Origin of the sequence: Vibrio coralliirubri (assembly GCF_024347375.1) — a bacterium.
GTDB classification, from domain to species: Bacteria; Pseudomonadota; Gammaproteobacteria; order Enterobacterales; family Vibrionaceae; genus Vibrio; species Vibrio coralliirubri.
In genome coordinates, this window is record NZ_AP025470.1 from 2,269,209 (window position 1) to 2,294,661 (window position 25,453).

The following is a 25,453-nucleotide window of genomic DNA, read 5'->3' on the forward strand; positions in this document are numbered from 1 at the left end:
CGTGGTTGAAGCTAGCCCCAGAAACACCCATAAGCATCAGCATCGAGTATTTCGAAGAACACCTCTAAAAATTTCACTTCAGGAATTGGTTCGTAGGAATGCCATTTTAAGTCTGATTTCATCCAGTATATTTTCCACTCGTCACGTGACTTGTAGTATTTAACTTTAGCTACTGGTCGTTCGATCTTTTCTGATGGATCATTCCATTTCGGACGGTTCTCGAAAATTTCAATTACCTGCCCTTCTAAGCGATACCCAATATCAAGTTGATTGCGGATTTCTACTGGTGGTCGGCAAGAGTCGAGATACTTTTCCACTGCCTTTTCGTAGCGCTTTTGTTCAATTTCTGAAAATGCCATATTTATCACCTAACCCTTTATTTAAGCTAAGTTTACGATCTACTTTCATATGTATCTAGGTCAATTTTCTTAAAAGTACATAACAGCTATATTAGACAGAAAAATTCTGCACTTAAATACAGAATTATTCTGTCTAGTATCTCAATGACGTAAACGATACCCCGTTTTTATGAAAACTAACAGTCACTTAAGCACTACAGCTCTCTGCCTACATCCCAAAATACAGAATTTTTCTATATAGCATGAATTGATGTGCCAAACTGAAACTCATGTATAGGTAGCCAGTTACAGTTTAATGAAAAAATCACCATTTCTATCGTATATACAAGAATACATGCTTGGACGGCACTATGCCCTTCGTACAACGGAGGCGTACATTTATTGGATTCACCAATACATTCTTTATCATGACAAAAAGCACCCAAAGAGCTTAACTTCCAGGCATGTAGAAGATTTCCTAACGCATCTGGTTGTTAACAAAAAGTCAGCGAGGAAAACGCAAAGTCTGGCTCTCAATGCATTAGTCTTTTTATACAAAGAAATTATTCAAGAACCCATAGAGCTTGATATGCAGTTTCGGCGCTCAGATAAATCACGAAAATTGCCAACAGTCATGACTCCAGAAGAGATTGGAAGGCTATTCAATCACTGTTCACCTAACTACAAATTACCTTATCAATTAATGTATGGTTCAGGGTTGCGTTTAATGGAGTGTCTACGCCTACGTATACAAGATATCGATTATGCATATAAATCTGTACGTGTATGGCAAGGGAAAGGAGGTAAAAACCGCATAGTGACAATAGCACCAGAGCTTTTCCCCGCTATCAAACAACAGCAACAGAAATCCGCGAGTTACTATCATCAAGACATGAATGACACAGTTTTTTCTGGTGTATACATACCTGAAGCTCTCGCTAGAAAATACCCAAGCTCAGAAAGGAGCCTAAATTGGCAATTCCTCTTTCCTTCCGGTCGTTTGTCGCCAGATTTACAAACAGGCGAGCTACGTAGACACCATATTCACCCAACAGCGCTTCAAAAACACATTAAGGTAGCAGGCCAAAAAGCCAACATTGAGAAAAACATCTCGTGTCATACTTTAAGGCACTCATTCGCTACGCACCTTCTTCAAAGCGGAGCAGATATCAGAACCGTTCAAGAACAACTTGGGCACACCGATTTGAAGACAACGCAAATCTATACTCACATCATTGATAGAGGCGCCAATGGCGTTGTTAGCCCAGTATCAAGAATATTCGTGAAATAACGATAAATGAAATTCGGATTCCGAATTCTGAAATGACCTCATAATCACGAAACAGGGCACGATCACCTGCTCTTAAGGCTGAGGCCTCTAGTCACTCCAAAACTCAATTACAATTTATGTGTGTGTTTTTCTCTGCAGCAATGGCTGCGTATCACCTCTTATTGTTGCGCCACCATTACCTATTTACAACTTTCATGGCGCTCACAACGCCCTAACACGCACAATAACAGGATGCCTAACAAACACATTATTAAACAGCGGGATGCAGGTTTCCTACTCTCTACTTCGAGTTTTCGAAAAGAGATATTTCACAATTTTCATCAATAACAGTGTTCGAAAAAGAACATATGTCTCAAAAACATACACACCATCAATATGAGCAAGGTTGCATTGCAACTGCTCTTATAAAAAAGCAGGAATAAAGAATGATTACTAAGGGTAGAGATTCAAAAATCGACAACAGTCTTCAAAAGAAAGCTGGCGCAAAAGTAAAGCAAGATGTCGCGTTTTACTTACGCAGAGAGTTTGGTGATGCAAATGACGTTTTCATTATTGAGTTAAAATCGATTCGTGGTGAGGTTAAGGTCAACAATCAACTCGAATGGAGTCGAACCGTAAGAGGAAAGTGGGCAGGAATGCCCTCGCCTATCGAGCAAGCTAAGTTGCAAACCAAACTATTGAAAGCACTTTTAAATGACAACGCTAAGTCGTTACTAGACCGGATTGCATTTTTACAAGGGTATTTTGGTGGTCGCTGTTGGGATCAACTCTGTGCCGCGTCCAATGACGCTCTAATCGATCGAACTTCTATCCCTAAAGATATATCGAAGAAGCTCATTAAAGCCTAATCTATTGGTAGCTGCGTTAAGAATCTCACCAAAAAGCACCGCGTAGCTTCAATACTAAATCCGAATCCTACGTTTAATCGTGATGAACTGTACCGCCTAGTTCACTTTCTAAACGAGCAACATGTGCCTACGTCTTCTCCGGCTCCCAAAGTACATATCGCAGAATTGAGCGAAACTGAGAAGGTAGACTTGGTTCCAGCTCAAGAAACAATTGAAGAAACCAAAGTTCCACAAATAAGGCATGGTTTTAATTGTAAGAAGTGTCAAAGCCCGCAGACCGATCCGAGGTATGGAAAGTATGGGTATTACGTCTACTGCCCACAATGTAAGGTGAATACTGCAATGCGTATTAGTTGCCATTCTTGCCAATCTAACTCAGCTAAAGTCAGTAAGAAAAAGAACACGTACTCAATTGCATGCTCTTGTGGTGAAGGAACTCAAGTCGTATTTCCATAACCCAATTATTCGGAATCCGAATTGTGCCGCCATTTAAAGCGGTACGGATTCAAATTCGGATTCCGAATTCCTCCAAAACTAAACAACTGACAAACATCACTTCTGGCCACCTTTAGGCATAACCTAAACAGATGGTACTTGGTGCCAAACAATGTCACTTGTGCCTGTATAGGTTTTTGTCGTTTTAGCGTTCGCATGTGCTATTCGCTCGGTAGCACTCTGCCCTTGCTGTTCAATCATTCGAGCAGCCAGCCCTCGAATTTCATGACAGGTCGGCCTTAGCGATTTCTTTTAGCGAAGGAACATGAAGCCTTCAGAAAGGGAGGAGCGCAAGCTTAAATAAAGCATGCTCATTGCATGATATATCTCGACAGGCTGAGGTTGCTCCTGTCAAAGGAATTGTACTCTCAAGCAAGAGTCCTTGCCTAGGCTTAACGTGTTAAAAAACGCTTGTTGAGGAATCGATATATACGCATAACGAATTGAGGCCGCATCTCAGCCTAGGTATGAATACGCTAAACAAAGTGCATGAAAAAAGCCAGCAACTAACGTTACTGGCTTACTAAAAGTCGTCAACGTATTTTAGGACGAAACAAACATGTCGAGTCAACAGGTTTATGTATTACAACTCAATACCCCAACTAATTAAACAACATGATTATATCGTAATTCGATTAAACTCGAAAAACCTCCGGAATCACAGTGCTGCTATACGGTACTGGTACTCCATAAGCATTTGCAAGCGATGATAGTACCTTACCAATAGGGCCAACATCACGCACAATCTTACCTCCTGGTAGCGTTTTCAATCGTGTGTTTTTACCCCCGATTAGCATACACGGAAGATCATTCGAACTATGATTCTGCCCATCATCCATTTCCGAGGTCACATAAATTACACAGTCATCGTATAAGTTCATCGCTTTAAGGTTCTGAATTAGCTTGACGACTTTGCTTACATACCATTGCCTATGAGAGATATAGGTTGCCTTCAAGGAAGCTGAACCATAGTGTGATGCACTGTGAGGTGCAATATCGCTAACCGTTGTTACAACGGCTGAATCATTTGAAGTTCCTAACTGAAGTGAGACAATTCGTGTCTTTGCACATGACAACGCTAGCGCAGCGTTAGCCACCTGTAAGTCTGCCGTTTTATCTCTACCAGAGCTGTCGCTACCATATAAAGCAGTTGAACACTCCCCAGTACTCGCTAAAGCATTTTCTAGCTCGTTCTTCACATCAGACACTGATTTCTCGTAAGTGTCGAGTTTATTGTACCCAAGACCATTAAGGTTATCTTTCAGTATAGCGACATCATCTAGATATTTACCCATTAAGTCTAATTTACGTTGTTCTATTGGACTACCACCATTGCCACTGGCTTGTGAACCAAATAGCTCTTCAAATATTGCATCAGGATTATCGTTATGCACTAGAGCATCTCCCGTCTTAGATCGACTCGTAACAAACCCACCGTGGCCCCAATAATTAGTATCAACACCAATACGGACTGCTCTTTTAGGCATACCTGAAGAATATAAAGCTTCAAAATGGGTATCTATCGATCCCTGGCCCGATTTCTCCTGCCACACTCCATTATAGCCACCATGCCCTGAGCCCCCCTCACTTCGACACCCTGTGAAGAAGATGATGTCATCTTTATACTCCTCAAGGCCTACAGTGCATTCGTTCATCACTAGATTTCCTGATTCACCGCTAGGGTGCCAAGTGCCCCTTGGGTATCCATCAGAAAAATTAATGAAAATAAACTTTGTTTCACTCGCACTACCGGCGGCGAAGCTGGTCATCGGTAAAACACTTAAACCTGTACCAACACCGGCTGCAACCGACGCTTTTAGGAATCCCCTACGCGATAAGTTCGTCGCTATTGTCATGTTGTTACTCCTCTCGCTCTAATACTACTTTCGACGTTAATAAGTCACTCATAAGCGATTTAAATTGTTCGAAGGACGCGTACTCTGGATAAAGTGGAGAGAATCTGCTCGACGCTTCACCCAAGGTATAAGACAGATAATTTTTAACAAAAGTCTTACGTGCTTGATCACTATTCGCTATGTAGAGAGCGATATCATTGAGATCTTCGAACGAAGAATCCGTATCATCTATATCTACCAATACGCCGCTCGTTTCTAGCAAAACGTTTTCAAATGTTTCACCATTCAGCGCCATGTAATCTTCATACGCTCGGTAGCGCCCTGTTTTATCTAAAACATCGTAGGCAAAACCAATGTCATTCATTTTTTGGTGACATACCCAACAATCAGTACTAGGTCCCGTTGCTTTAGTCCAAAAGTCTTTAGTCGACACGTCATCTTCAATTCCTTCCGGGGCTTTACCTGAAGGTAAGGATTGCTCCCAGCCTAGCAAAGAATGCTGAACCATTTTTCCGCGAGGAATTAACCTTGTTTGTCCCTCAGTGCTGTAGGCAACAGCGATGGCACCTAAACTCAGTAACCCTTTACCTCGCATTGCAGGAATTGGTACTTCACTTAAATGCGAGCCAACGTTCTCCCCAAAGTCATAGTGGTCCGCTAACTTTTGGTTAACATATGTCTTATCATGAGAAAAAAGATCAGAGAATCGACCTAAGTTTTCGTTAAAAACCGTTTCCTTGATATATCGTTTAAATTCATCAACCATTGCTTGACCAATTTCTTTAGACATACCCTCACGCTCAACAACAACACGCGCTTCGTCAAACTCTAATGTTTGCATCATAAAAATGGCAAACTGCTCATAAGCTTCAGGACTTGCTAGCAATCGTTCAATTTGCTCTTCCAACACTGTGCGTTGTAGTAGTGTTCCTTCATTTGCCTGACCCCATAATTCAGTATCCGGAATGGAGCCAACTAAGGTATAAGAAATCAATGTCGCTAATTCGTGAGCGCTCAACGTATAGCGGCCCTCCTCGCTAAGTGTTCCAGCCTCTCTACGGTAAATAAAATGCGGTGAAATCAGGAGTTTAGCTAGCTGCTTCTCTATCTCTTGAGCAGGATATAGAAGCAGATCTTCTTGAGTTACAGGGCGTCGAAGCATCCTCTCTAAAGTATCCATGTACCAATTAGTTAAACAGTTCGAATCCCCCTCTACATACTTTTCAATGAGCTTCCACGGTTTACCATTACCATAGTGTTCTGAAGGTGGATGACCTTTGGTCCAGTGCATCGCTTGATAGACGTTTGACTCATGAACGACAAATTCATCTAATTTTCCGCCGGCTTCCCCGAGATATGTGACATTCGGATCCCAGTTAGGAACGCTCCCTACTCCTTGCTTACACTGACTCACTGCATAAATGTCGACATTTTCCTCTACATAAACTGCGGCATTGAGGTATGCATTCATCTTGTCACTAGTCAGGTAACCCGTTTTTCCTGAGTTACCATACAAGGAGCCGTCTGCATCTTTGTCGTCTAGCGGTAACCTATCCGGATCAACCTCAACATTAAATAGGTCGCTGACCGTATTCACATACTCAACTCTGGACAGCAGTCGTAGATGACGACTACCAAAGACCTCGGTATTGTTTGGTTCAGGTAGTTCGTCGACCCATAGTTCATCCTCTAGGTATCGACCTAAAGTCTCTTGACACGCCCAATCACATGACAAGCCATATGTATCTACCATCTCAGCGAGCTTATCGCTAATTGCGTTGGGGTTAGTCTCGTAAGCACCTAAAATAGCGTTACTAGGACCGTTGCTGAAATCAGGCGCAAAGTGTCCGGTATGACATGAACCACAGCTGCTATCTAGCATCGCGTTGAAGTAGTCTTCATCATTTGCATATTCCGTATAGGTCCATGAAAGGTCTTCTCCCTCATCGGACAAATTAACTTGTTTACGTTGAGGGTTAGGGATAGCAGACTCAGTGAAAGGAAAGTCAACTTGGTAAGTTCCAACTTCCACTTGTGTTGTTGTTTCTTTGCCCCAATCAGAGTCTATATATACAACTTCGGGTTCACCATCGACGTTTCGATCAATGAGCTCTAACAAAACCGAACTAGCAGCATTGCTTGGTTTGTCTGGCGCTACTACCGTTATTAGACCCGTTGACAGGCCAGCATTATCACCACCATAAGACCAGTCCACTTGTGCAATCGAGTCCGTTTCAGATAAAGAAAACTTAGTGATTGTTTGAGTAGGCTCGATACCATTGTGAGCCGAGATAGTTAAAGTGTAATCGCCGTAATCGAGTCCATTTATTACATAGTCGGATTTAGTCAACGACATATATAAGCGTCTTGAGTTACCCGAGCTGTCAGTTAAAGCTGCTTCAACCAGTGTCTGAGGGCTTTCGAGCTCACCTTGTGATGGCAATAAAGTGACCTGGCCTGATTCTTCTGGTTCATAATTGAGACGATACACTGTATTTCCGGCATCGTCCGAAACCAGCAGGCTGTTATCTGGCATCACCAAAAATTCAACAGGTTTCCCGGTTATACCACTAGGTTGCTTCCAACCTGTGACAAGGGCTCTATCAAACAAAGGTTTCCCCGTCGCATCTAATGTCAACATACGAACTTCATAACCCGCCCTTTCACCATCACCGGGACCATGTGTTGCGTATACGAACGAGTGCTCTCCACTTTCTAACTGTACTCCGTCTGGTTGCCAAAACGTCAGTCCAAGTGGTGCTGTTCCCGCTTCAAGCTCGAACTCTGGGGCTTGATAGTCCAAAGGGTCAATTTCGCTAAGTGGGACATCAGAATAGATAGCATCTGGTGGTAAATAGTCGTAGCCACCAGTATTGACAACAGTATCGTTATCTTGCTCTGGTGTAATCGAGATTGTGTCAATACCAGAAACGTAAGGGAAACCGAAATGAGGCATCTCACCGCTTGCAAGCTGAGCTGCTGAAATCTTGTTAATTTCACCTGGGAAATAGGTCGTGTGTCCACTCGTATTCTGTGGGTTGTTATCAGTAAACCATAAATCTCCAGTCTTGGGATCCCAGTCGAAACCGACAGTGTTACGGATTCCGTCCGCTATTTGGATCGCATTAAAATCACCCGTATCAATTTTTAAAATAGAACCATATCTCGGCTCTTCATCTATCACACAAATATTACAAGGCGATCCAACTGCAACGTAAAGGTGATCATCATTACCATCATTAGGGTTAAACTTAAGTGTATGCTTTTGGTGCCAGTACAACCCCGTAGTATCTAACGGAAAGTTTTCGTCAGCTGCTGGTAAAGTGAAAACTTGTTCGGGTATCAATGACTTGCCCAACTGTGATGTGACATTTTCGACGCGAAAGATAGAGGTAGATGTTGAAAAGTATAGGTCACCTTTATGGTATGCAACGCCATGCGGCTCAATCAAGTTATCAGCAACAATAATTGGCTCACCCACATCACCATTCTGGTAGTCGTATGGTATTGCATATATCTTATTACCACGAACTCCTTGCTCATTTGAAATTGCAGACGAACCAACAAAAAGATAGCCATCCCCCCACGTCATCTGACGTGCTTGAAAAATCCCGTCAGTGACCTTAGAGATCTCGACTCCATCTATTATTGACAGATTCGACAAGTCAACACTTGGTTTAACTGAGAAGGAAAGCTCCAACGGTTGTGTATCAGTAACAGTGACCACTGTTGGTAATGCGATTGGCTGATAGGCTTGATCGAACTCAACCCATACTTGATAGTCTCCTAGAGTCAGGTCATCTACAAGTGCGTCTTCGCTCACAGAAAAATGGTATTGATTACGCTTACCAGATTGCAGTGACGTCAAAACGAGCTTATAAGTCGCCGACAAAGGTAAGCCACTATCACCGCCGTTGATATCAACAGTAAGTGCTCCTGGTTGCTTCTGTTCTACGGCTAAACCAGTCACTTTAACCGTATCACTTGAAGAAACTTGACCATCGCTTACCGTAAGTTCAAAAGTAAATTCAGCGTCATCATCCAATGTGTCCAAACTAAACGCAGCTTTGGAGGACGTAGGGTTTTCAAGCATAACATCATGGCCTGATACCTGTTCCCATTTATAAGTCAAGTTATCGTTGTCAATATCTGCCGAGGCGGAACCATCAAGAATGACTCTGCTTGGAGATTGAACCACTTGATCAATCCCCGCTTCTGCAACGGGTTCGCTATTGGTTTGTTCAGCTGCCAAACCATTGATCACAACGTTATCAGTAGAGGACTCCTTGCCATCATGGACTGTTAACGTAAACTCATACTTTGTGTCACCGTCTCGTTCGAGTAGCTCAAACGACGCTTGAGAAGTATCTGAGTTTTCAATTGCCACCGTCGGTCCAGATGTCTGAGTCCAAGTAAAGCTCAAACTATCGTTGTCGATATCCGAAGAGCCGGAGCCATCGAGTATGACTTTATTCGGCGATTGTACTTCTTGATCAACCCCAGCGTACGCAACTGGAGCATTATTTACACTACCAGAGCTACACTCGTCTGAATCCAGTAAGGGTAGCCAAGGGTCTCCTCCCCAACCTTGTTGTTTAGAGGAAGTCGGTCCATGTGGGTTTGGTTCATTATAAGATCCAGCCCACCACTTAGACTCAAACAACGTTTCTTTGTGGCACACATTTTCACCAATTGAGTAACTTTTTGGTTCCCATGGTGGTGCTGCAAGTGCCGCGGATGCATACATGCCTGTGACTAAGACACATATCGAGGTAATTCGCTTCATTTAGTTTCTCACTACTTGTGGTACAATTAAACTGTTAAATATAACTAATCGTTCAAATACAATATGGTTTTTTTGATTTTCATATAACGGTCAAAGATATTTAGTAATTACAAATTATACTTGAAAATATTTTCATTAAACCGAATTGAACTATTGACTGATATAATCTAGCTGAAAAACACTATATTTATAAGAGAAGGCGTTCTCATTAATAACAAACTCTCCATAGATAAGTTTTTACGCCACTCATTTTGATAATGCCCAATAACTTCCTTATAATAAATGGAACAGCAATGCCTTCTAGCGGCAAAGGGCTTTGTTGCGTAATTAAATTTAGAGATAGAGCCAACCCGTTTCGCTTGTTTCTTAGTCAATACGACAAGTTTCAGGCATACCTAACCCAGTAAGCTTGTTCAACGCTTTTATCATCGCGTAAGTTTCACCCACCTGGGCATTGTAATTTCTTAAGCTCAGTTTCCCTCCTAGCAACTGTTTAACTCGATACATCGCTGTTTCTGAGAGTGAACGTTTGTGGTATCCATACCGCTCTTTCCAATACTTATTTGAGTCGTATAATTTCTGGCAACCCACGGCGAAATTTCGAGGGTGACCACGCTCCCAGAAGGCAGCCCCTTCTCTTGGGGGAATAAGCGCAATAGCTCCCTTAATCTTAATAGCAGCGTGACACGCTCTCGTGTCGTAAGCGCCATCACCAGACACCTCAAGGATACTTCGGCGTGTTTGTTTCAGTAAGTTCGGGAGTACTTCTCCATCTGTAACCGTCGATAAACTTAGCTCGGCGGCAATGATCTCATGAGTGTTGGTATCGACTGCAATATGCAGCTTTCGCCAGACTCTACGCTTGCCATCCGTCCCATGTTTTTTGACTTTCCATTCACCTTCGCCATAAACCTTAAGGCCAGTAGCATCAATGGCTAGGTGCTGTATCGCTCCTCTCGTTTTAGTCTTAAATGAAACCTCAACTTGCTTGGCTCTACGACTGATGCAGGTGTAATGCGGACAACTTAACGGTACATGGGCTAACCTAAATATCGAGTCGATAAATCCTTGCAGCGCTCTCAATGGCATAGAAAAAACTCGTTTGACCATGAGTGCTGTCGTGATAGCTAAATCACTGAACCGACGCGGCCTACCGCGCTTATTCTGTTTGCTTTGCGCCCATCCGCTTATTGCTTCTTCATCAATCCAAAAAGTCAGAGAACCACGGTTAATGAGTGATCGGTTGTATTGCTTCCAGTTGGTTGTTTTATAACGAGGCTTAGGCATAGGACTACGAGATAGAGTGGAGGTAGCTGATCAGATCGTAGGTTCTTGATTTAGTTCCATTGAATTACGCAACAAAGCCGCGGCAAAGTGTACTTTCGGGGGTTGTAAAAAATATCTTTATTTTTTGCAAATAATTTTCACTTGCGTGCGACTATTAACATACTCTACATATTGGTAACCATATATCCCTATTTTTCAACTGCTTTAATTTATAAACGTTTTAGTTGTATCTTTTTTAAATGGCATAATCCTACCCATTAAAGCCACCGCTCGTTACTGTAGTATTATCAACTAAAGAAACCTGGGACAGGGCATTAAATAAATTTTAAATTTAAAAGCGCCCATCAAGTGACTTATAATATTGTTGTTAATAATATTAGAGTTCGAAATATACTTAATTATTAGTTTGAACAAGCATATTTAGCTCAAAGTCTCCTACATAATTACGTCGCTCATCTTCTTTGAAAATGACAGATAACGAAGGCTTTGTTGCATAGTTCAGTGGAACTAAAACCAGAACCTACGATCTGATCAGTTACATCCACTATCTTTCGTAGCCTCATACCTTAACCTTCTACAAAACAACCAACTGGAAGCAATACAGCCAATCGCTCATAACCGTGATTCAGCTATCCGACAGCGCTCATGTTGAAATGAGTTTTTTCAATGCCACTGAGAGCGCTGCAAGGATTTATCGACTCGATATTTAGACTTGCCCATGTTCCATTAAGTTGTCCGCATTACACTTGGATCAGTCGTAGAGCAAAGCAAGTTGAGATCTCATTTAAGACTAAAACGAGAGGAGCGATACAGCACCTAGCCATTGATACGACTGGTCTTAAGGTTTATGGCGAAAGCGAAGGCGAAGGCGAATGGAAAGTCAAAAAACACGGGATGGGTGGCAAGCGTAGAGGTTGGCGAAAGCTTCATATTGCAGTCGATACAAGCACACATGAACTTATTGCCGCCAAGCTAAGTTTATCTACGGTTACAGATGGTGAAGTCCTCCCGAACTTACTGAAACAAACACGCCGAAGCATCCTTGAGGTGTCTGGTGATGGCGCTTACGACACGAGAGCCTGTCACGCTGCTATTAAGACTAAGCGAGCCGTTGCGCTTATTCCCCCCAAGAGAAGGGGCAGCCTTCTGGGAGCGTGGTCATCCTCTAAATCTCGCAGTGGCCTGCCAGAAGCTATACGGGTCAAATAAATATTGAAAAGAGCGGTATGGTTACCACAAAAGCTCGCTCTCAGAAACGGCGATGTATCGAGTTAAACAAGTTCACTAGGTTAAGTATGCCTGAAAATTGTCGTATTGACTAAAAAGCATGCGAAATAGGGTGACTCTGCCTCTAAACTGAATTACGCAACAAAGCCTATACGACCATTTACTTGACGAGGAAAGCCAATACCCCAAACCACTAAGGTCATATTTTTTGATGATTGACAGAGTTGCCTACTGATCCAACCATTATAGGTATCCAATTAACTTTAGCATCTTTCCTATGCGACGTTTTCAACTAATTAGGTGTCCGGGATCATTAGGCAACTACAGTCAGGACTAGATACCCTTTTGACTAGGCGTAAAAAAGGCCGAATATATTCATATTCGGCCTCTGCATTTAAGCTATTTCGACTGATATCGTCGAAGCTTTATGAGACTGGTATTACCCTATTTCATTCACTAGGTTTTTTCTTAACCAGATGTTTTGTGGATCATTTTCATTTAGCAAAACATCAAGTGGAACTTTTACTCCACGTATTAGATCAGCACTTCTCACCTCCCCCCTTAGGGTGTTCATCTCATTTGCTAAGTTTATTGGAAAGTTAACATTTGAAAGCTGTATTTCGCCTGTATACCCTAAGGTTTCAAACTGCTTGGCAAGCACTCCTAAAAAACCAATGACATAATCACCAATCCATTTACGGCTCGAAATATCTCTATATCCATTCGGATACTTAAACATAATGTCGAGTTCACGCATCTCAATACAGACGGTTTTACCGGAGAAGTTATAGTAACCATATGCTCTGATACCGAACGATGAAAACTCTATCCATGGGTTTACTTTGTTTTTGACTCTATTCATGGCAATTCGACTTGCCAGTACTGTCGATACAGTATCATCAACAAATTCAAGTTCATTGATGATAGATTTCGTATCGCTCCAATCAAAAGAGTCCCCCAATAAAAGGAGATAGTTCACAGCATCATGAGATATACAATTTAGTCTGTTGTTTACTACTAACGCCAATACGGAACAATCCAAATGGATATCGGGGTTCAAGTGAGCACGAATAGCAGGTAAGTGAGGTTTCAACAAGAGCTCCAATGTTTCTAAGTCCTGCTTGTTTGGAATTGCCGAAAATTCGTTATTACTGTCGAGCATCGCTAGATCAGAGCTACTACATAGCTCTTTAAAATTGTCACAGCCATACATAAATGCGACAGCTTCTTTTGCAAAACTGAGCTTGATCTTTAAAGTTCTTGAAATGTACTTTGCGTGGGCCTCAGATTGGCTCACTGATGGGTATTTAAGCATGATTAAGCATCCTATTAAATTTACGGGCTCACGAACCGCAATAAAGATACAAAATCGATGAAGTGATAATTCACTTCGCGCTGCTTTCGCTTCATCCGTGAGCTGATAGGTCGCGCATAACCTATATCTGACTTTATTCAGTAACCGTTTTCGAGTCAATACAATCTGCATAGATTCAAATTAAAGTTAATAGGGTAAAGCGACCCTTTATCAAATTCGGATTCCGAATTCCTCCAAAACTAAACAACTAACACAAATCACTTCAGGCCACTTTTCGGCATAACCTCAACAGGTGGTACTTGGTGCCAAATAATGTCACTTGTGCCTGTATAGATTTTTGTTGTTTTAGCGTTCGCATGTGCCATTCGCTGGGTAGCACTCTGCCCTTGCTGTTCAATCATTCGAGCAGCGAGCCCTCGAATTTCATGATAGGTCGGCCTTAACGTTTTCTTTAGGTGGCTATAAAGCCCTAATGAGTCTCGAACCTTACTAAACTCTTTACTTATATTGTGGTGATGTACTTGGTAAAGATGGTCGGTCTCTTTGGAAATACCACGTTGCTGCTGTTTGGGTTTACGGTGAACGATATAAGGACAAATCAATCTCGATGTTTTAGAAAGATCGACAATGTCTTTAATCGTTTGAGTAACAGGAATGGCAACAGTGGAAGCATCGGACTTTTTAACCTTCTCTCGGTGAACATAAAGCATTCCATACACAGCATGCCCATCAACATACTCCACCTCTTTGTCAGGATTCCAAAGAATCCCACAAACACCTTCCCGTGGTTTGTATATCCGATAACGAAGCCTATAGATCTCCCTCACAGCATGAGTCGTCTCAAGTGTTAGGCTCATTGCTACCTTAAGAAACAGTGGCGCTGCATCGTAGACCTTTTGATAGTTTTCAATATCTAGGTCATGGCGAGCCTTTGTGTAATCTTCTCTGGTCAATCGACGCTGTTTTTTATTGAGAACAAAATTACTCTCAATAGCGCTTTCATCGGCAAGGTAGGAAAACACCTTTTTAAGGTTACTGATTTTATTGTTGAGCTGACGATTATTTAACTCTGAATAGTATTTCGAAAGGAACTCGTTGATGTGCTGTAACTTGATCGATTTGGTTGGCAACCGCCCCATGAACTCATCAAGGCGGTAACAGTCCCTCTCCAAATTTCGATAAACGTCTTTGGAAAGCCGTTCTTCTTTCTTCACACGAGACAACACTAATGGAAGCCAGTCTTTTAAAGGCCGATTGAATTTGTCCTTTCGACCTTTGGAGACAGCTTTGCGAAATGGGGTCATCTCAGAAAGGGAAAACGCGCTTCCTAGCTCAGGACGATATTGCAAGTTGTAAACATGCGCAGCTTGTATCGCTTCTTGCTCTACAGTCCCGATAGGAAATAGCTTCTTCACACCATCTACGGTCGTAAACCGAAATCGAGATTGCCCCCTATGGCTCATTTTCACCAAGAATGGAGGGTAATGAGCCGTTTCTTTGCTTCTAGCTCTACCAACCATTTATGACTCCAAGAATCTTAGAAGTTCACTCACCCTGTCTGCAGGGTTCCCTATCTCATCGTCAACACAGACTAAATATCGGCCCGTTGGCGTTCTAGTGCCCTCAAGCTTGCCGTGTTTAATCCAGTTTATGATGGTGGTATTGCATATCCCTGAATCAGGGTAAAACTCATCAATAAATTGTCTAGGTCTGATTTTACGCGTCGCCATATCGTTCTCCTTACCTTTCTCACTACATGAAAATTAAGATTTTTCATCTACTGGTAGAAAAACTATGCACGATTTTTTCAGTGACATTCTATTTGCGCAGCAATTAACAAAAAGAATTCCCGAAGCGTAAAATGATTCAACGAATCGATTTCAAGCCCACTTTAGGGTGGACTAATACAGTAGTACCAAGTTGCTAATCTATTGATTTTATTTGACTATTTCATTGGCCTTTTTAACCATTTTTTAGGCCAATTAGAGCTTAACCTCCAGCTCTAAATACATGAAATTCATATAAATCAATATCATACAGCTAAGATTACTACCAACATCGGGGTTTCACCGTTTTTGTGCCCTCAAAAACGTCGTAAACAGGTTATCGAATCCAAACTAAAGATACCTACCCACGTGCTCTACTTCTTTCAAAGCAATACCACGCGACATCATAAGCTTCTTGAGCGGTGATACCTCCTTCATCCATTGACTAGCCGATTCACCTACTCTCGAATTAGCTCTTTGCTCAGCCTTTTATACAATTCAAAAGCTTCTGTTTTAGATATCAAGTTTCCAAGAGCATATTGATACGCTAACTCAATGTCGTCGCTTTGATTAGGGTAATAACGCTTGGCTACTGCAGCGCATTGGTTCAAGTCGGTGTACCAACTTCCGTCTCGCTCAGCCACAAAATAATACGCTGCACGCACTAACTTCTTGCCAATCACCTTAGCGACATCCCCACCAGCCATTGTTTGAAAAGACGGGCTCATTTGCTCAAGAAAAGTAGACAAGTCGCCATTAAGCGCTTGGGCGATTTCAATACTGGGCTTGTATAGTGGGAACTCATTAGATAAATCATTCCCCCAAACACAACAGCAGCAATGCTTGATCCAAAAGTGCCAGTGATACTTTTCCGTGGGTTGCAGAACATCTCGCAGGAAGCCAGGATCGATATCAAGCTTGGTCACTTGCGGATATGATTTGGGAATGGTGTCAGAAAGTAGCTTAAATACTTCCTGCTCTCTCTGACCAATTGCCGTAGAAAGCACGATAGAAACATCCAAATCAGAGCGACCAATAATGGCAGTCCCTCTTGGCACGCTACCGTACAAGTAGATACCATCTATTTGTCCTGGGAGCTCTCTTGGCAGCGAATCAACGACTGCTGACACCACTTCTTGAAATTCAGGCGCAATGTTCTTTGGCGAATAAAGATTTTTAATAAATCCGTCTTTGTCGAGCCCTTTATCTAGCTTCTGTATGCCACTTTCCATCACTAAGCCTTTTTCCAATCAGATCGAACAACTGCCAACCTCACAGTATCCCACCACTTACCTTTGAAGAATCGATGATTCTCAAAGCGCGCTTCTTCTTTCATTCCCAGTGACTGACACAATTTGATTGCTGCCAAGTTCTTACTAATGGTTTCTGCATAAATCCGATGAACCCCTAGCTCTGAGAATCCAAAATTAGCGAGCGCTTCAGCCGCTTCTATAGAAAGCCCTTTTCCCTGAGTCTCCCTTGAGAAAGCGCAACCCATTGAAGCTTGTAGGTTGCCTTCAAGACGTAAACAAACGGTTCCAATAAACTTCCCTGAATCTTTGTTTTCAACCGCGAGCTGATAGGACTGGCGTGGTACTTCCAAAGCCTGATCAACAAACAACTGGGTTAGCTCTCGATATTTGTTAGGTTCACAATCACTTTCGTCATAGAAACGCTGATACTTTACGTCTTGAGACATGCCAACAAACGCAGGCTCATCTTGAGGCCTCATATCTCGAAGAATCAATCTGCTGGTTTCGAGTTTGAACATCAAATTTCCTTTTTCATGTTAAAACAAAACAAGGTGTCGCTTACTCGTATACTTTCCCATTATGCTTTAACCAACCATGAGCATGATGATTGCGAGGATCTTTGTGCGTCCAGTGCATTACGCCACCTTTCTTGTTCCATTCATATTCACCATAAAACTCAACTCGGTCGCCCTTTCCCAGGTCCTGAACACGAGGAGCTAAGTCAATATTATGTGCGACTAGCAAGGTTTGTCCGCTATCGAGTCGCAAAATGAATTTCTGATGTCGAGAGCCTTTATTATCATCAGGAAGTACTCGATACACCGTACCCGCTCCGCGCACCTGAACGTCGCTTTGATGATTTTCGTAAGCTTGCTTAAGTCGCGTATCATTCGCTTGAACATGATTGATGCCAAAGCTAAGCAGCACCAAAAGTAGAGCGCAAAATTGTTTCATTCCCTTCATTTCTTTCGTTTCCCATATCTGAGTGTTGATTTGGGATACTGACTGGGCATTCCCTCTTCTAACGATGCTTGTACTGAGTTGGACAATAACCTCTCGATACATCGGTATTACGCAACTTTACATGTTTAGTCGAGCGCCCAGAAACACGAGAGCGCCACAGCTTAAAACTGCAGAGCTTAAGATGACTGCGCATAAAACGAATCACTTGCGATTCATTCAAACCAAATTGCTGTTCTATTGCTTCAAACGGCGTTCTGTCTTCCCACGCCATTTCGATAATTCTTGATTCATTTTCTTTAGATAACATTGGGCATACTCTTCCTTTAAAAACTTGGAGAAGTACGCTCGTTCTAAATCTAAAGATCACAGGACAAACACTTTGAATTGAACGCGTTATAACGTTCAATAAACAACAGGCTAGCAGCTAGGCAATCATGGGGTTAAATAAGCTTGCGCGAACTCTCTAAGCACTCTTGCATTGTTGTGGTATTTGCTATCCCCGCACTTTATGCCATCCACTCTGATGTCCGGGCTAGAATAAGCGGGTATAACATATCGCTCATAAGACATCATAGTTCCTCTGTCAGCACAAATTGCGCCGAACGAATATTGAGGAGCTCTTGGATACGTTCCATAAATGTAACTTTCAATACTATCAAAGTCTTTCAATAACGTTTTGTAGTCATGATGCGCACCACTTAAATGGCCAATTTCATGCTCCATTAGGTGATCAGGGCAGTTTATCGCTAAAGAGAAAAAATAGGATACTGGAGATGAGACGCCGCAATAATCAGACTCGAAGCTAGAATTATAGTTAGAAAATACTATCCCTGTAAAAATGGGAACGCCGCCTTCTGTTGTTTCTGGGATCGGTTCTTCCAACGAGAGTTTTAATAACCTCTCTGCAGTGCTCAAATCTTGAAACCAAAGGCTGTCAATTTCCGGCGTGTAAGTCACCTTGGTAACTTTTCTCGTGATAGGGATGCAGGAGTTATTCAATACCAGATTCGAATAACTTTCCCATGTCGCTATTTTAGCGGCAACGAATGCTTTGGAATATTCAGATAACAGCGATTCATCAACATATAGATGGATCTCTGTATTCAATATCTCACTCTGTGCACAAGTAGGAAACTCGACACTTTGAGCATTGGAGAGTCGGCTATTGCTCAAAACGATAATCAAAACATAGCCAACTAACTGGATGAGCCTTTTAAAGGAACCCTCTCTGACTAATGTATTCATCTCCATCCTCTTCCTCAGTTCAAAGCCGTAAAGATCACCAAAAATGCCGTAACTTAAGATTCATACAGATAACTATTACACATATAAGCGCAGACCTCTCAAATTACCCTTCACTATCGGTGCTGTTCCGAAAACAAAAAGCTCGCCATACAATGACGAGCCTTAGTGATTATTGGAGCTTAACGGTTATAAGACCCGAGCATTAACCGATCTAGCCATTAAGACACTTGATCGCGTAAAGCCAATTCAACGTTTTTCAACACTTTGAACTCTTCTCGAGTACAACCGCGCGCCACGGAAACCCAATGGTCGCCAGTTTCATCGGCTCCTTTAAACTCTGCACGTAACTCATATCTTCGCCATGTAACAAACGCCAAAATAAAGGTCAGTGCAAGCATCGGCAAACCGAACTGAGGAACGAATGCCCAAGTCGCTGCCGAGAGGACTAAAGCCAACGAAACGATATTGATTGCGTTTTCTTTAAGACCCAATTGACGAATTTCTAACTGTTTGATTTTACGTAAGCTGTAAACATCCTTCTTAACTCGGAGTTCATCAGAACTCACCAGAAAGTCTGATGCTTTGTATGACCTACGAAGTCGCACTAAATTCGCTAACCTGTTGCGTGTTTGATTCTTTTTCATCGCCTTTCTCCATGTCATTAAAGGTTAGTAAAAACTAATATAATCATGAAGTTAATGAACGAATTCTTATTTTATAAATCAAGCCAATGCTAAAATCAAGTCTATGTAATTAATAATAATTATAACAATATCACTTGGTATACAAAATTCAGATAAAAAGAAGGTTCATTAGCGCGTTGCTTCATCACAAACCGGTGTACTTTATTTAAGTGGGATATAGGCCGACAATGGTTCCAATAACCGACCAAACGGATTAACCGGCGGGCATGATTCCTCCTACTTTGTAACCACTTGTTTCAACGCGATTTTTGGGACAAATTTCGTGTTCAAGGAATGCTGAACAGTGGTCACATAACGCTCTACTTATCATAGGTAGTACAACCTCTTCACCACTTATCCATTCAGCATTTAAATTCCTGAATCACTCAATTGAACATATCAACATAGCTTATCGATTAAGCAATTGATCTCATAATGTAGAGCCTGTACGCTTACACTATGCACACGGTTACCTAATGGAGATCACGATGAACGAACTACTGACATGCGCTATGGAACAGAAACAACGAACAACGGTAACGAGTTTATTCGCAAGAAATGGGTTTAAGATTGCAACGACTGACTTTGATGATGTGACTTTCGAACGTGAAAGTGTGTTGGTCAACGTTCGATTTGATTCCTCTTCTAACGTCGAATCGATTTCGGTTTTAAGCGAGTAGGATTTATCACCTCAAACGTTAGCGTAAAGCAGGTAAGGGCAATCAACTGAAGGTGTGGCGAAGCATCAGCTCTCTTCATTGACCAAATACAATTGTAAAATAGAGCTTATTGCCTGCTTTTCACGCCATTCTTAAAGTGCGCTAACTGCCAACGCTCGAATAATTCCATCTTATTTCTGAGCTCCCTTTCTTCTTATGATTAATTATTCTCTACTTGTTCACCATTCTCACTTTCCTCAAAAAACGCATTAATGATAATTCTACCAATAATTAGCAATTCCATGAGCTTGGCTTATATTTGTTAGTACCCTTTGAACAAAAATCGAAGTGATGCCTATGCTCCTAACTCGGTTAATTTATGTCAGTACGCTCTGTGAAAGTTGCGATTCTCATGCTTTGAACGACATTCTTCAGATTTCACACGACCGCAATAAGCAAAGCCATTTAACTGGCCTTCTAAGCCACAATGATAAGTATTTCCTGCAATGCATTGAAGGTTCGAGAACCGCAGTGAACCATACTTACAATCATATTTTGAATGACAAGCGACACAAAAACGTCATGATTTTATATTTCAAAGAGATCGATTGTAGGCAGTTTGGTGATTGGTCTATGGGTGATATTCCACAATCTAGTCTCACTGAACTGGTTAATTTACAGTTTTCAACATCCGATCAGTTCAACCCGTATGAGATGTCAGGAGAAAGTGCCTACCGAATGCTTCTGGAACTGAAACAGAATTTGCCATCAGAATAGAGCTTCGCTCCGACTGAATCCCTAGAGTTAGCAACAAAAAGCCCCAACGTATGGGGCTTTTTGGCGTTTTGTTATAGAGACATCTATTCGATATTCTTCGGTGAACTCTACTCGCTCTCGCTGCTCACCGCTTCTTGTTCACTGCCAGCAAGAGCTTGCTGTTCGGCGGTAATATCAGATTCTTTGAACACAATGAACGCGCGGCGGTTTAATGCATCGGCTTTTTCAGAGCGTTCATTAATCGCAGGCTGCAACTTACCAAATGACTTCACTTCCCAGATGAACTGCTTAGGGTCAAGTTTGGTTTTGAGGTACTCAACCACCGTTTCTGCGCGGCGCTCTGCCAACTTTTCATTGTAAGAAAGTGAACCCGCTTGGTCGGTGTGCCCTGCCACCATTATGCTACCTTGCAGGCCGCTCAACTTAGTTGTGAAGTCATCTAACTGCGTTAGATCTTCTTGTTTGAGTACTGATTTGTCGAAATCGAAGTGTGGTGTCATTGCCATATAAACTTTACGTTCTGGTTTTGGTGGCTCACAGAAAGGCATCTCTTCGTACTTCTGAGCTTCTTCAAACACAATAAATGCACGGCGGTTCTCCGCTCGGTCTTTATCTGTCTTACCAAACAGAAGAGGTTGAGTCTCACCAAGGTGTTTCACTTCCCAGTCATAATGCGTTGGGTCTAGTTGCCCTTTCAGATAATCTGCGACCGATTTAGCACGGCGCTGTGAAAGACGTTCGTTGTATTCCAGAGAACCTTTGTAATCAGTATGGCCGACAATCGTGATACGCCCTTTGAGGCCTCTGATCTCTTTAACAAAGGTATCCAAGTTGATCTTATCGAGGTCGCGTAATTGGTATTTATCAAACGCAAAATGCTCTGCGATGGCGATGTGCACCTCACGCTCTGGCGCCAAACACTCGCTGATTAAAAACTTAGACACATCGATGCCTGCGAACTTGTCTCGGTTCTCCTGGCTCACGTACGTGTCGGTTGCACAGCCGGATAGCAGCGAGGTACTCATCACTGCGCTTATTAGGAAAATAATTGTTTTCATCTTACTCTTAACTATCACTTCGAATTCTCAACTCTTAACTTTCAACCCACTTTTGGGCTGGCTTAGATCTTACCGACTAAGTTAATGAACACACCGGATGCATCGTAGTCATCATCATTGGTTAGATCGCTATCAAATGCAGAGAAGTTATAACCAATCCCCATTTTGAAGTTCTCGCCGATGTGCTTGTTCACCGAAACTAACGCACCGTGTTCTAGCTCATCGTTGAGTGTGTCTGTTTTCCAGTGGTATTCACCCGTCACATCCCACTCTTTCATCACGCGGTAAGAAGCGCTTAATCCGTATAGGTCGATATCGCTTTTAACCAGCTCATTCGAACCAGATGCTCGTTCAAAAGCTTGCTGTTTGTCTTTATGCGCGTACTTAGTACCGACATCCCAGTGTTGGTCGATCGAATAGATCGCTTCAACTTCAATGATCTGACTGGTTTCGTCTTGATAATCCACATCGCGATCCAGTTGATCGAAATCTGCAATATACGTGTAGCGGCTCAGTAAATTGAGTCGATCGTTGTAGATCGGACGATACGCGAGGCCGCCAGTGGCTTCGGTAAATTGCGCCATGGTTTCGCCGGTGGTTTCGCTTTCGGTGATGGAGTAGTTGTACTTGCCAAATAGCGTGTACTCTTCCGTTAAATGATGCGTATAACGGTTGGTGGTCACGATTTGTTGCAGTTCTCGCTGAGCGATGTCTGGATCGTCTTCACTCTTATCTACTCGGTATTCAAATTTGTGGCTTAGGGTGATGTCGTCTAGGTCAATCGATGCATTGAAGCTGATGGACTCACGCTCAGTGGCAATGTTCTGGTCATCTTCAATTTCACCAAGCTGATAACCGATGCCCATCTCGACATCTTCCGTCACGTCGTAACCAAAGCCGTACGAGTCGATACGGCCATGACCGTCGTTTTCATCAACAAACTGGTTCTCTTGGTAGAAATCGACACTGCTAGTCAGGTCTGCACGCTGACCAACAACCACGTTGTTTTGACCTTCGTAGTTATCATCTACATAAGTTACGTAGGTTGAGTGGTCATCGGATACATCGTAAGTCACGGTAGCTTCTGCTACTTGGCCTCGGTCGCCATCGGTGTATTCACCGCCAAGAGACAAGTCTTCCAACACTTGGAATTCAGCACCAATCGACGCGCTGTCGTTTTCATCATAGTCATCCGACTGATCGACGGTCTTTTGCCCTTTGACGTAAACGCTGTTTTCGCTGTCCCACATGTATTCCAAACGCACACCCGCTAAGGTGGCATCGCTGTGCTCGTCGTTTTGATTAAGCTCTTCAGTTTGTTGCCCTGCCGCCGAAACTTTGATGTGCTCGGTGATTTTAACTTGAGTCTCGATCTCAATCGTTTCAGTATCTGTTTCTAGATTACCATCGACATCGCGCTCTTCATTGGTCGAGAAGCGAGACATAACCGCCAAACGATCGGTGGCTTGCAAACGAAGTTCAGCACCGTAAGCTTCTTGTTCAAGGTCATCGCTGCTGCTTGCGTAGCTGTATCCCGCGTCTTTGTCTCGGTACCAAAGTTTCAGGTCATTACCAACAGCACCAAAAATGGTTGGCGCAAGGTCATAAAGGCTGGTGACAGCTGTGATTTGGACACTATCACCCTCGCGGTCTTCCAATGTTTCGCCAATGGGCGTAAAGGTTAAACCACCATCGGTAGAGACGAAATTCGACTCGGTTTGCCTACCTTCACTATGCGCAAACTCAGCCTTAATGTAGGTCCCCTCAGTAGCACGTAGCGTTAAATCCGTGCCATAAGACTCGTAATCTTGATTGTCTTTCTCTTGGGTCGCGTACGTGACACCAACGCCAATATAATCGTTGATCCAGCCTTTGGCACGACCACCGTAAGACATCGCATCTAATGAGTCAGAACCTTGTGGGACGTACTCATAGTCAACAACCAGAAAGTTTTCGTAGTCGTCTCCGTTTTCTATCACGCTACCAAAGCTGTCGGATAGGATATTATCGAGTGGCTTGGTCAAAATAATTCGACCTTGGTACGGGTCAAAGTCATAGTCGACGCCCGGCTCAAGTTGGATTTCATTCTGCACTAGGCCAGATTCATCTTTTACTTTTACATAAACCTTGTCGCTTCCTGGTACCGCTTCACCGTGACGAAGGAAGTACAGAGAGCCGCCTGTGCCCAAGAACTCATCGTGTGCATACAACGAATCTGCTTCTGCGGTAAAACCGACCACGTTCAGACGATCTTCACCGTATTGTGTAGTATCGCGAGTACGATAATCAGCTTTGAAACCATAGAGGCTACGGTTGTAATCGTTGTTCTCAGTGCCTGTTAACCCCGTGTTGTAGTTACCCCACAAGTATTGAGACTTATCGTATTCAACATTGAGGTAAACCTTGCCTTTGGTGTTGACCACTTTTTCGATGTTTGAGCTATCGCCATAGTTGCCGTAATAAAGCTCATCGTCGTCTTCAAGAATATCGAACACATCCGAATCGTCGGAGGCGAACGGATGTTTGAACATGTCTTTGATTTCACTTTCTCGCGTATCGAAGTGAGTCGTTACACGAAGTTTGTCGCCAAATTTACCCTGACCAAAGTACGCTAAACGACCTTGGTTATAGATGTCATCTTGGTACTGGTCATCGACACTTAATGCATCGCTATTACCAGACACATTGTTCTTACCAACATAAAGATCAGCCAAGCCGGTTTGTGCGTAGTACGTATCTGGAATACGAACGTACAGCTTGTAGCGACGTTCATCACCATTATCAAACACAACCTTGGTAGGGAAAATGTAGGAGTCTGTTGGTAGGTATTGCTCGGCGTATAAGTTGCCATCTTCAACGTCAAATTCGTCTTCACCGATGATGACTTTATCAACGCCTTTTAAACCGGTACCAATGAACTTGGCTAAGCCCGCATTGGTCGGAATGTTGTGACGCATCAACTTAGCTTGGCCATAGCTTTTATCTTTGCTCTCCTCATCGTCGTTATCGTTTCGGTCGATATCGACTTCAGAGTCCGGCTTGACTAAGTCAGTCACACCAACGGTGGTCACATCCATGTTGCCATCTTTGTCCCACGCTTTTAGGCGGAACATCAGCTGCTCACCGACCTCAAACTGATAATCAACATCAGTTTGACCATCCCAATTGATGTCAGAGTCGTTCGCCAGTTTATCGCCTTCAAGCACAGCGATTGGCTCAGACAAGCCAAAGTCACCCACGCGGTACACTTCCAACTGATACTTTTTGATGTAGTAACCATAGTTGGTGGTAATGGTGAAACCTACGCTGTCTCGTAGTGTTCCCTGCTCGACTTCCAACTCATCGCTGACACTGACGTCGAGCACTGGGTCAAAGCGAGTGATGTCACGGCTTGCCCAAATAGCGCCTTGTTCTAGGTAAATACGCGAGCTGTCTTGGTCTTGGTTCGGCTTGGTGATTTCAATGCCAGTCGTCTCAGAACCGAGTTTTTCAAGCTTACCTGTGTCTTTCGCTACCGCCATCACAGGAATGGCCGTTAACACACACGTCGCTAAACGAGACTTAATAAATACTTTCATACAATTTCCAGATACGGTTCCAATGGCT

18 protein-coding genes and 3 pseudogenes are annotated in these 25,453 nt (G+C 42.8%); 5 read left to right on the forward strand and 16 right to left on the reverse strand.

Annotated features, from left to right (window positions below):
• Positions 1-11: 11 nt before the first annotated feature.
• Complete coding sequence (locus tag OCV20_RS10350; RefSeq protein WP_086775937.1) at positions 12-359, reverse strand: DUF3024 domain-containing protein; 348 nt, start codon at positions 357-359, stop codon at positions 12-14.
• A 295-nt stretch (positions 360-654) separates the two neighbouring features.
• Between OCV20_RS10350 and OCV20_RS10355 the strand changes: the two genes are divergently transcribed.
• Together OCV20_RS10355 and OCV20_RS10360 are read left to right on the forward strand one after the other, a co-directional pair.
• Entirely contained in the window at positions 655-1,629 is a 975-nt protein-coding gene (locus tag OCV20_RS10355; RefSeq protein ID WP_086775936.1) for an integron integrase, read from the forward strand.
• 425 nt (positions 1,630-2,054) lie between these two features.
• Positions 2,055-2,933 (forward strand): annotated as a pseudogene (locus tag OCV20_RS10360) (nuclease-related domain-containing protein).
• 123 nt (positions 2,934-3,056) lie between these two features.
• Here the strand turns inward: OCV20_RS10360 and OCV20_RS25875 are convergent.
• The 4 genes and pseudogenes from OCV20_RS25875 to OCV20_RS10375 all read right to left on the reverse strand — a co-directional run.
• A pseudogene (locus OCV20_RS25875) lies at positions 3,057-3,224 on the reverse strand (integrase); the annotation flags it as partial.
• A gap of 383 nt (positions 3,225-3,607) precedes the next feature.
• Complete coding sequence (locus OCV20_RS10365; protein WP_086775935.1) at positions 3,608-4,828, reverse strand: DUF1552 domain-containing protein; 1,221 nt, start codon at positions 4,826-4,828, stop codon at positions 3,608-3,610.
• Positions 4,829-4,832: 4 nt separating this feature from the next.
• Entirely contained in the window at positions 4,833-9,614 is a 4,782-nt protein-coding gene (locus OCV20_RS10370) for a PKD domain-containing protein (protein ID WP_086775934.1), read from the reverse strand.
• 366 nt (positions 9,615-9,980) lie between these two features.
• Positions 9,981-10,901 carry an IS5 family transposase gene (locus OCV20_RS10375; protein ID WP_086773621.1) on the reverse strand — a complete coding sequence of 307 codons (921 nt, stop codon included), beginning with the start codon at positions 10,899-10,901 and terminating at the stop codon, positions 9,981-9,983.
• A 614-nt stretch (positions 10,902-11,515) separates the two neighbouring features.
• Here OCV20_RS10375 and OCV20_RS10380 point away from each other — a divergent pair.
• Positions 11,516-12,183, forward strand: a pseudogene (locus OCV20_RS10380) (IS5 family transposase); the annotation flags it as partial.
• Positions 12,184-12,567: 384 nt separating this feature from the next.
• Here OCV20_RS10380 and OCV20_RS10385 read toward each other — a convergent pair.
• The 9 genes from OCV20_RS10385 to OCV20_RS10425 all read right to left on the reverse strand — a co-directional run bounded on the left by OCV20_RS10385 (position 12,568) and on the right by OCV20_RS10425 (position 19,314).
• Positions 12,568-13,443, reverse strand: coding sequence for a hypothetical protein (locus tag OCV20_RS10385; RefSeq protein WP_086773677.1), 876 nt, complete (start codon positions 13,441-13,443; stop codon positions 12,568-12,570).
• A gap of 257 nt (positions 13,444-13,700) precedes the next feature.
• Positions 13,701-14,963 carry a site-specific integrase gene (locus OCV20_RS10390; RefSeq protein ID WP_086773678.1) on the reverse strand — a complete coding sequence of 421 codons (1,263 nt, stop codon included), beginning with the start codon at positions 14,961-14,963 and terminating at the stop codon, positions 13,701-13,703.
• Complete coding sequence (locus OCV20_RS10395) at positions 14,964-15,173, reverse strand: MerR family transcriptional regulator (protein WP_010434910.1); 210 nt, start codon at positions 15,171-15,173, stop codon at positions 14,964-14,966.
• A 494-nt stretch (positions 15,174-15,667) separates the two neighbouring features.
• Complete coding sequence (locus OCV20_RS10400) at positions 15,668-16,441, reverse strand: nucleotidyltransferase domain-containing protein (protein ID WP_414503105.1); 774 nt, start codon at positions 16,439-16,441, stop codon at positions 15,668-15,670.
• A gap of 2 nt (positions 16,442-16,443) precedes the next feature.
• Entirely contained in the window at positions 16,444-16,980 is a 537-nt protein-coding gene (locus OCV20_RS10405) for a GNAT family N-acetyltransferase (protein ID WP_086773679.1), read from the reverse strand.
• A gap of 40 nt (positions 16,981-17,020) precedes the next feature.
• The gene (locus tag OCV20_RS10410) at positions 17,021-17,416 is read right to left on the reverse strand and encodes a DUF3465 domain-containing protein (protein WP_086773680.1); all 396 of its coding nucleotides are present in this window, start codon (positions 17,414-17,416) and stop codon (positions 17,021-17,023) included.
• 67 nt (positions 17,417-17,483) lie between these two features.
• The gene (locus tag OCV20_RS10415; RefSeq protein ID WP_050648790.1) at positions 17,484-17,732 is read right to left on the reverse strand and encodes a TIGR03643 family protein; all 249 of its coding nucleotides are present in this window, start codon (positions 17,730-17,732) and stop codon (positions 17,484-17,486) included.
• Positions 17,733-17,857: 125 nt separating this feature from the next.
• Positions 17,858-18,670 (reverse strand): hypothetical protein, encoded by an 813-nt coding sequence (locus OCV20_RS10420; protein WP_086773735.1) that lies wholly within the window; start codon positions 18,668-18,670, stop codon positions 17,858-17,860.
• A 218-nt stretch (positions 18,671-18,888) separates the two neighbouring features.
• On the reverse strand, positions 18,889-19,314 hold the full coding sequence (locus OCV20_RS10425; protein WP_048614424.1) for a hypothetical protein: 426 nt from the start codon (positions 19,312-19,314) through the stop codon (positions 18,889-18,891).
• A 527-nt stretch (positions 19,315-19,841) separates the two neighbouring features.
• Here OCV20_RS10425 and OCV20_RS10430 point away from each other — a divergent pair.
• Together OCV20_RS10430 and OCV20_RS10435 are read left to right on the forward strand one after the other, a co-directional pair.
• The gene (locus OCV20_RS10430) at positions 19,842-20,033 is read left to right on the forward strand and encodes a hypothetical protein (protein ID WP_231624734.1); all 192 of its coding nucleotides are present in this window, start codon (positions 19,842-19,844) and stop codon (positions 20,031-20,033) included.
• Between the two features lie 336 nt (positions 20,034-20,369).
• A complete protein-coding gene (locus OCV20_RS10435) occupies positions 20,370-20,789 on the forward strand; it encodes a BLUF domain-containing protein (RefSeq protein WP_086773681.1) in 420 nt (139 codons plus the stop codon).
• Positions 20,790-20,896: 107 nt separating this feature from the next.
• Here the strand turns inward: OCV20_RS10435 and OCV20_RS10440 are convergent, their stop codons facing one another.
• The gene (locus OCV20_RS10440; protein ID WP_086773682.1) at positions 20,897-21,847 is read right to left on the reverse strand and encodes an OmpA family protein; all 951 of its coding nucleotides are present in this window, start codon (positions 21,845-21,847) and stop codon (positions 20,897-20,899) included.
• Positions 21,848-21,909: 62 nt separating this feature from the next.
• Positions 21,910-25,425, reverse strand: coding sequence for a hypothetical protein (locus OCV20_RS10445; RefSeq protein WP_086773683.1), 3,516 nt, complete (start codon positions 25,423-25,425; stop codon positions 21,910-21,912).
• Positions 25,426-25,453: the final 28 nt, after the last annotated feature.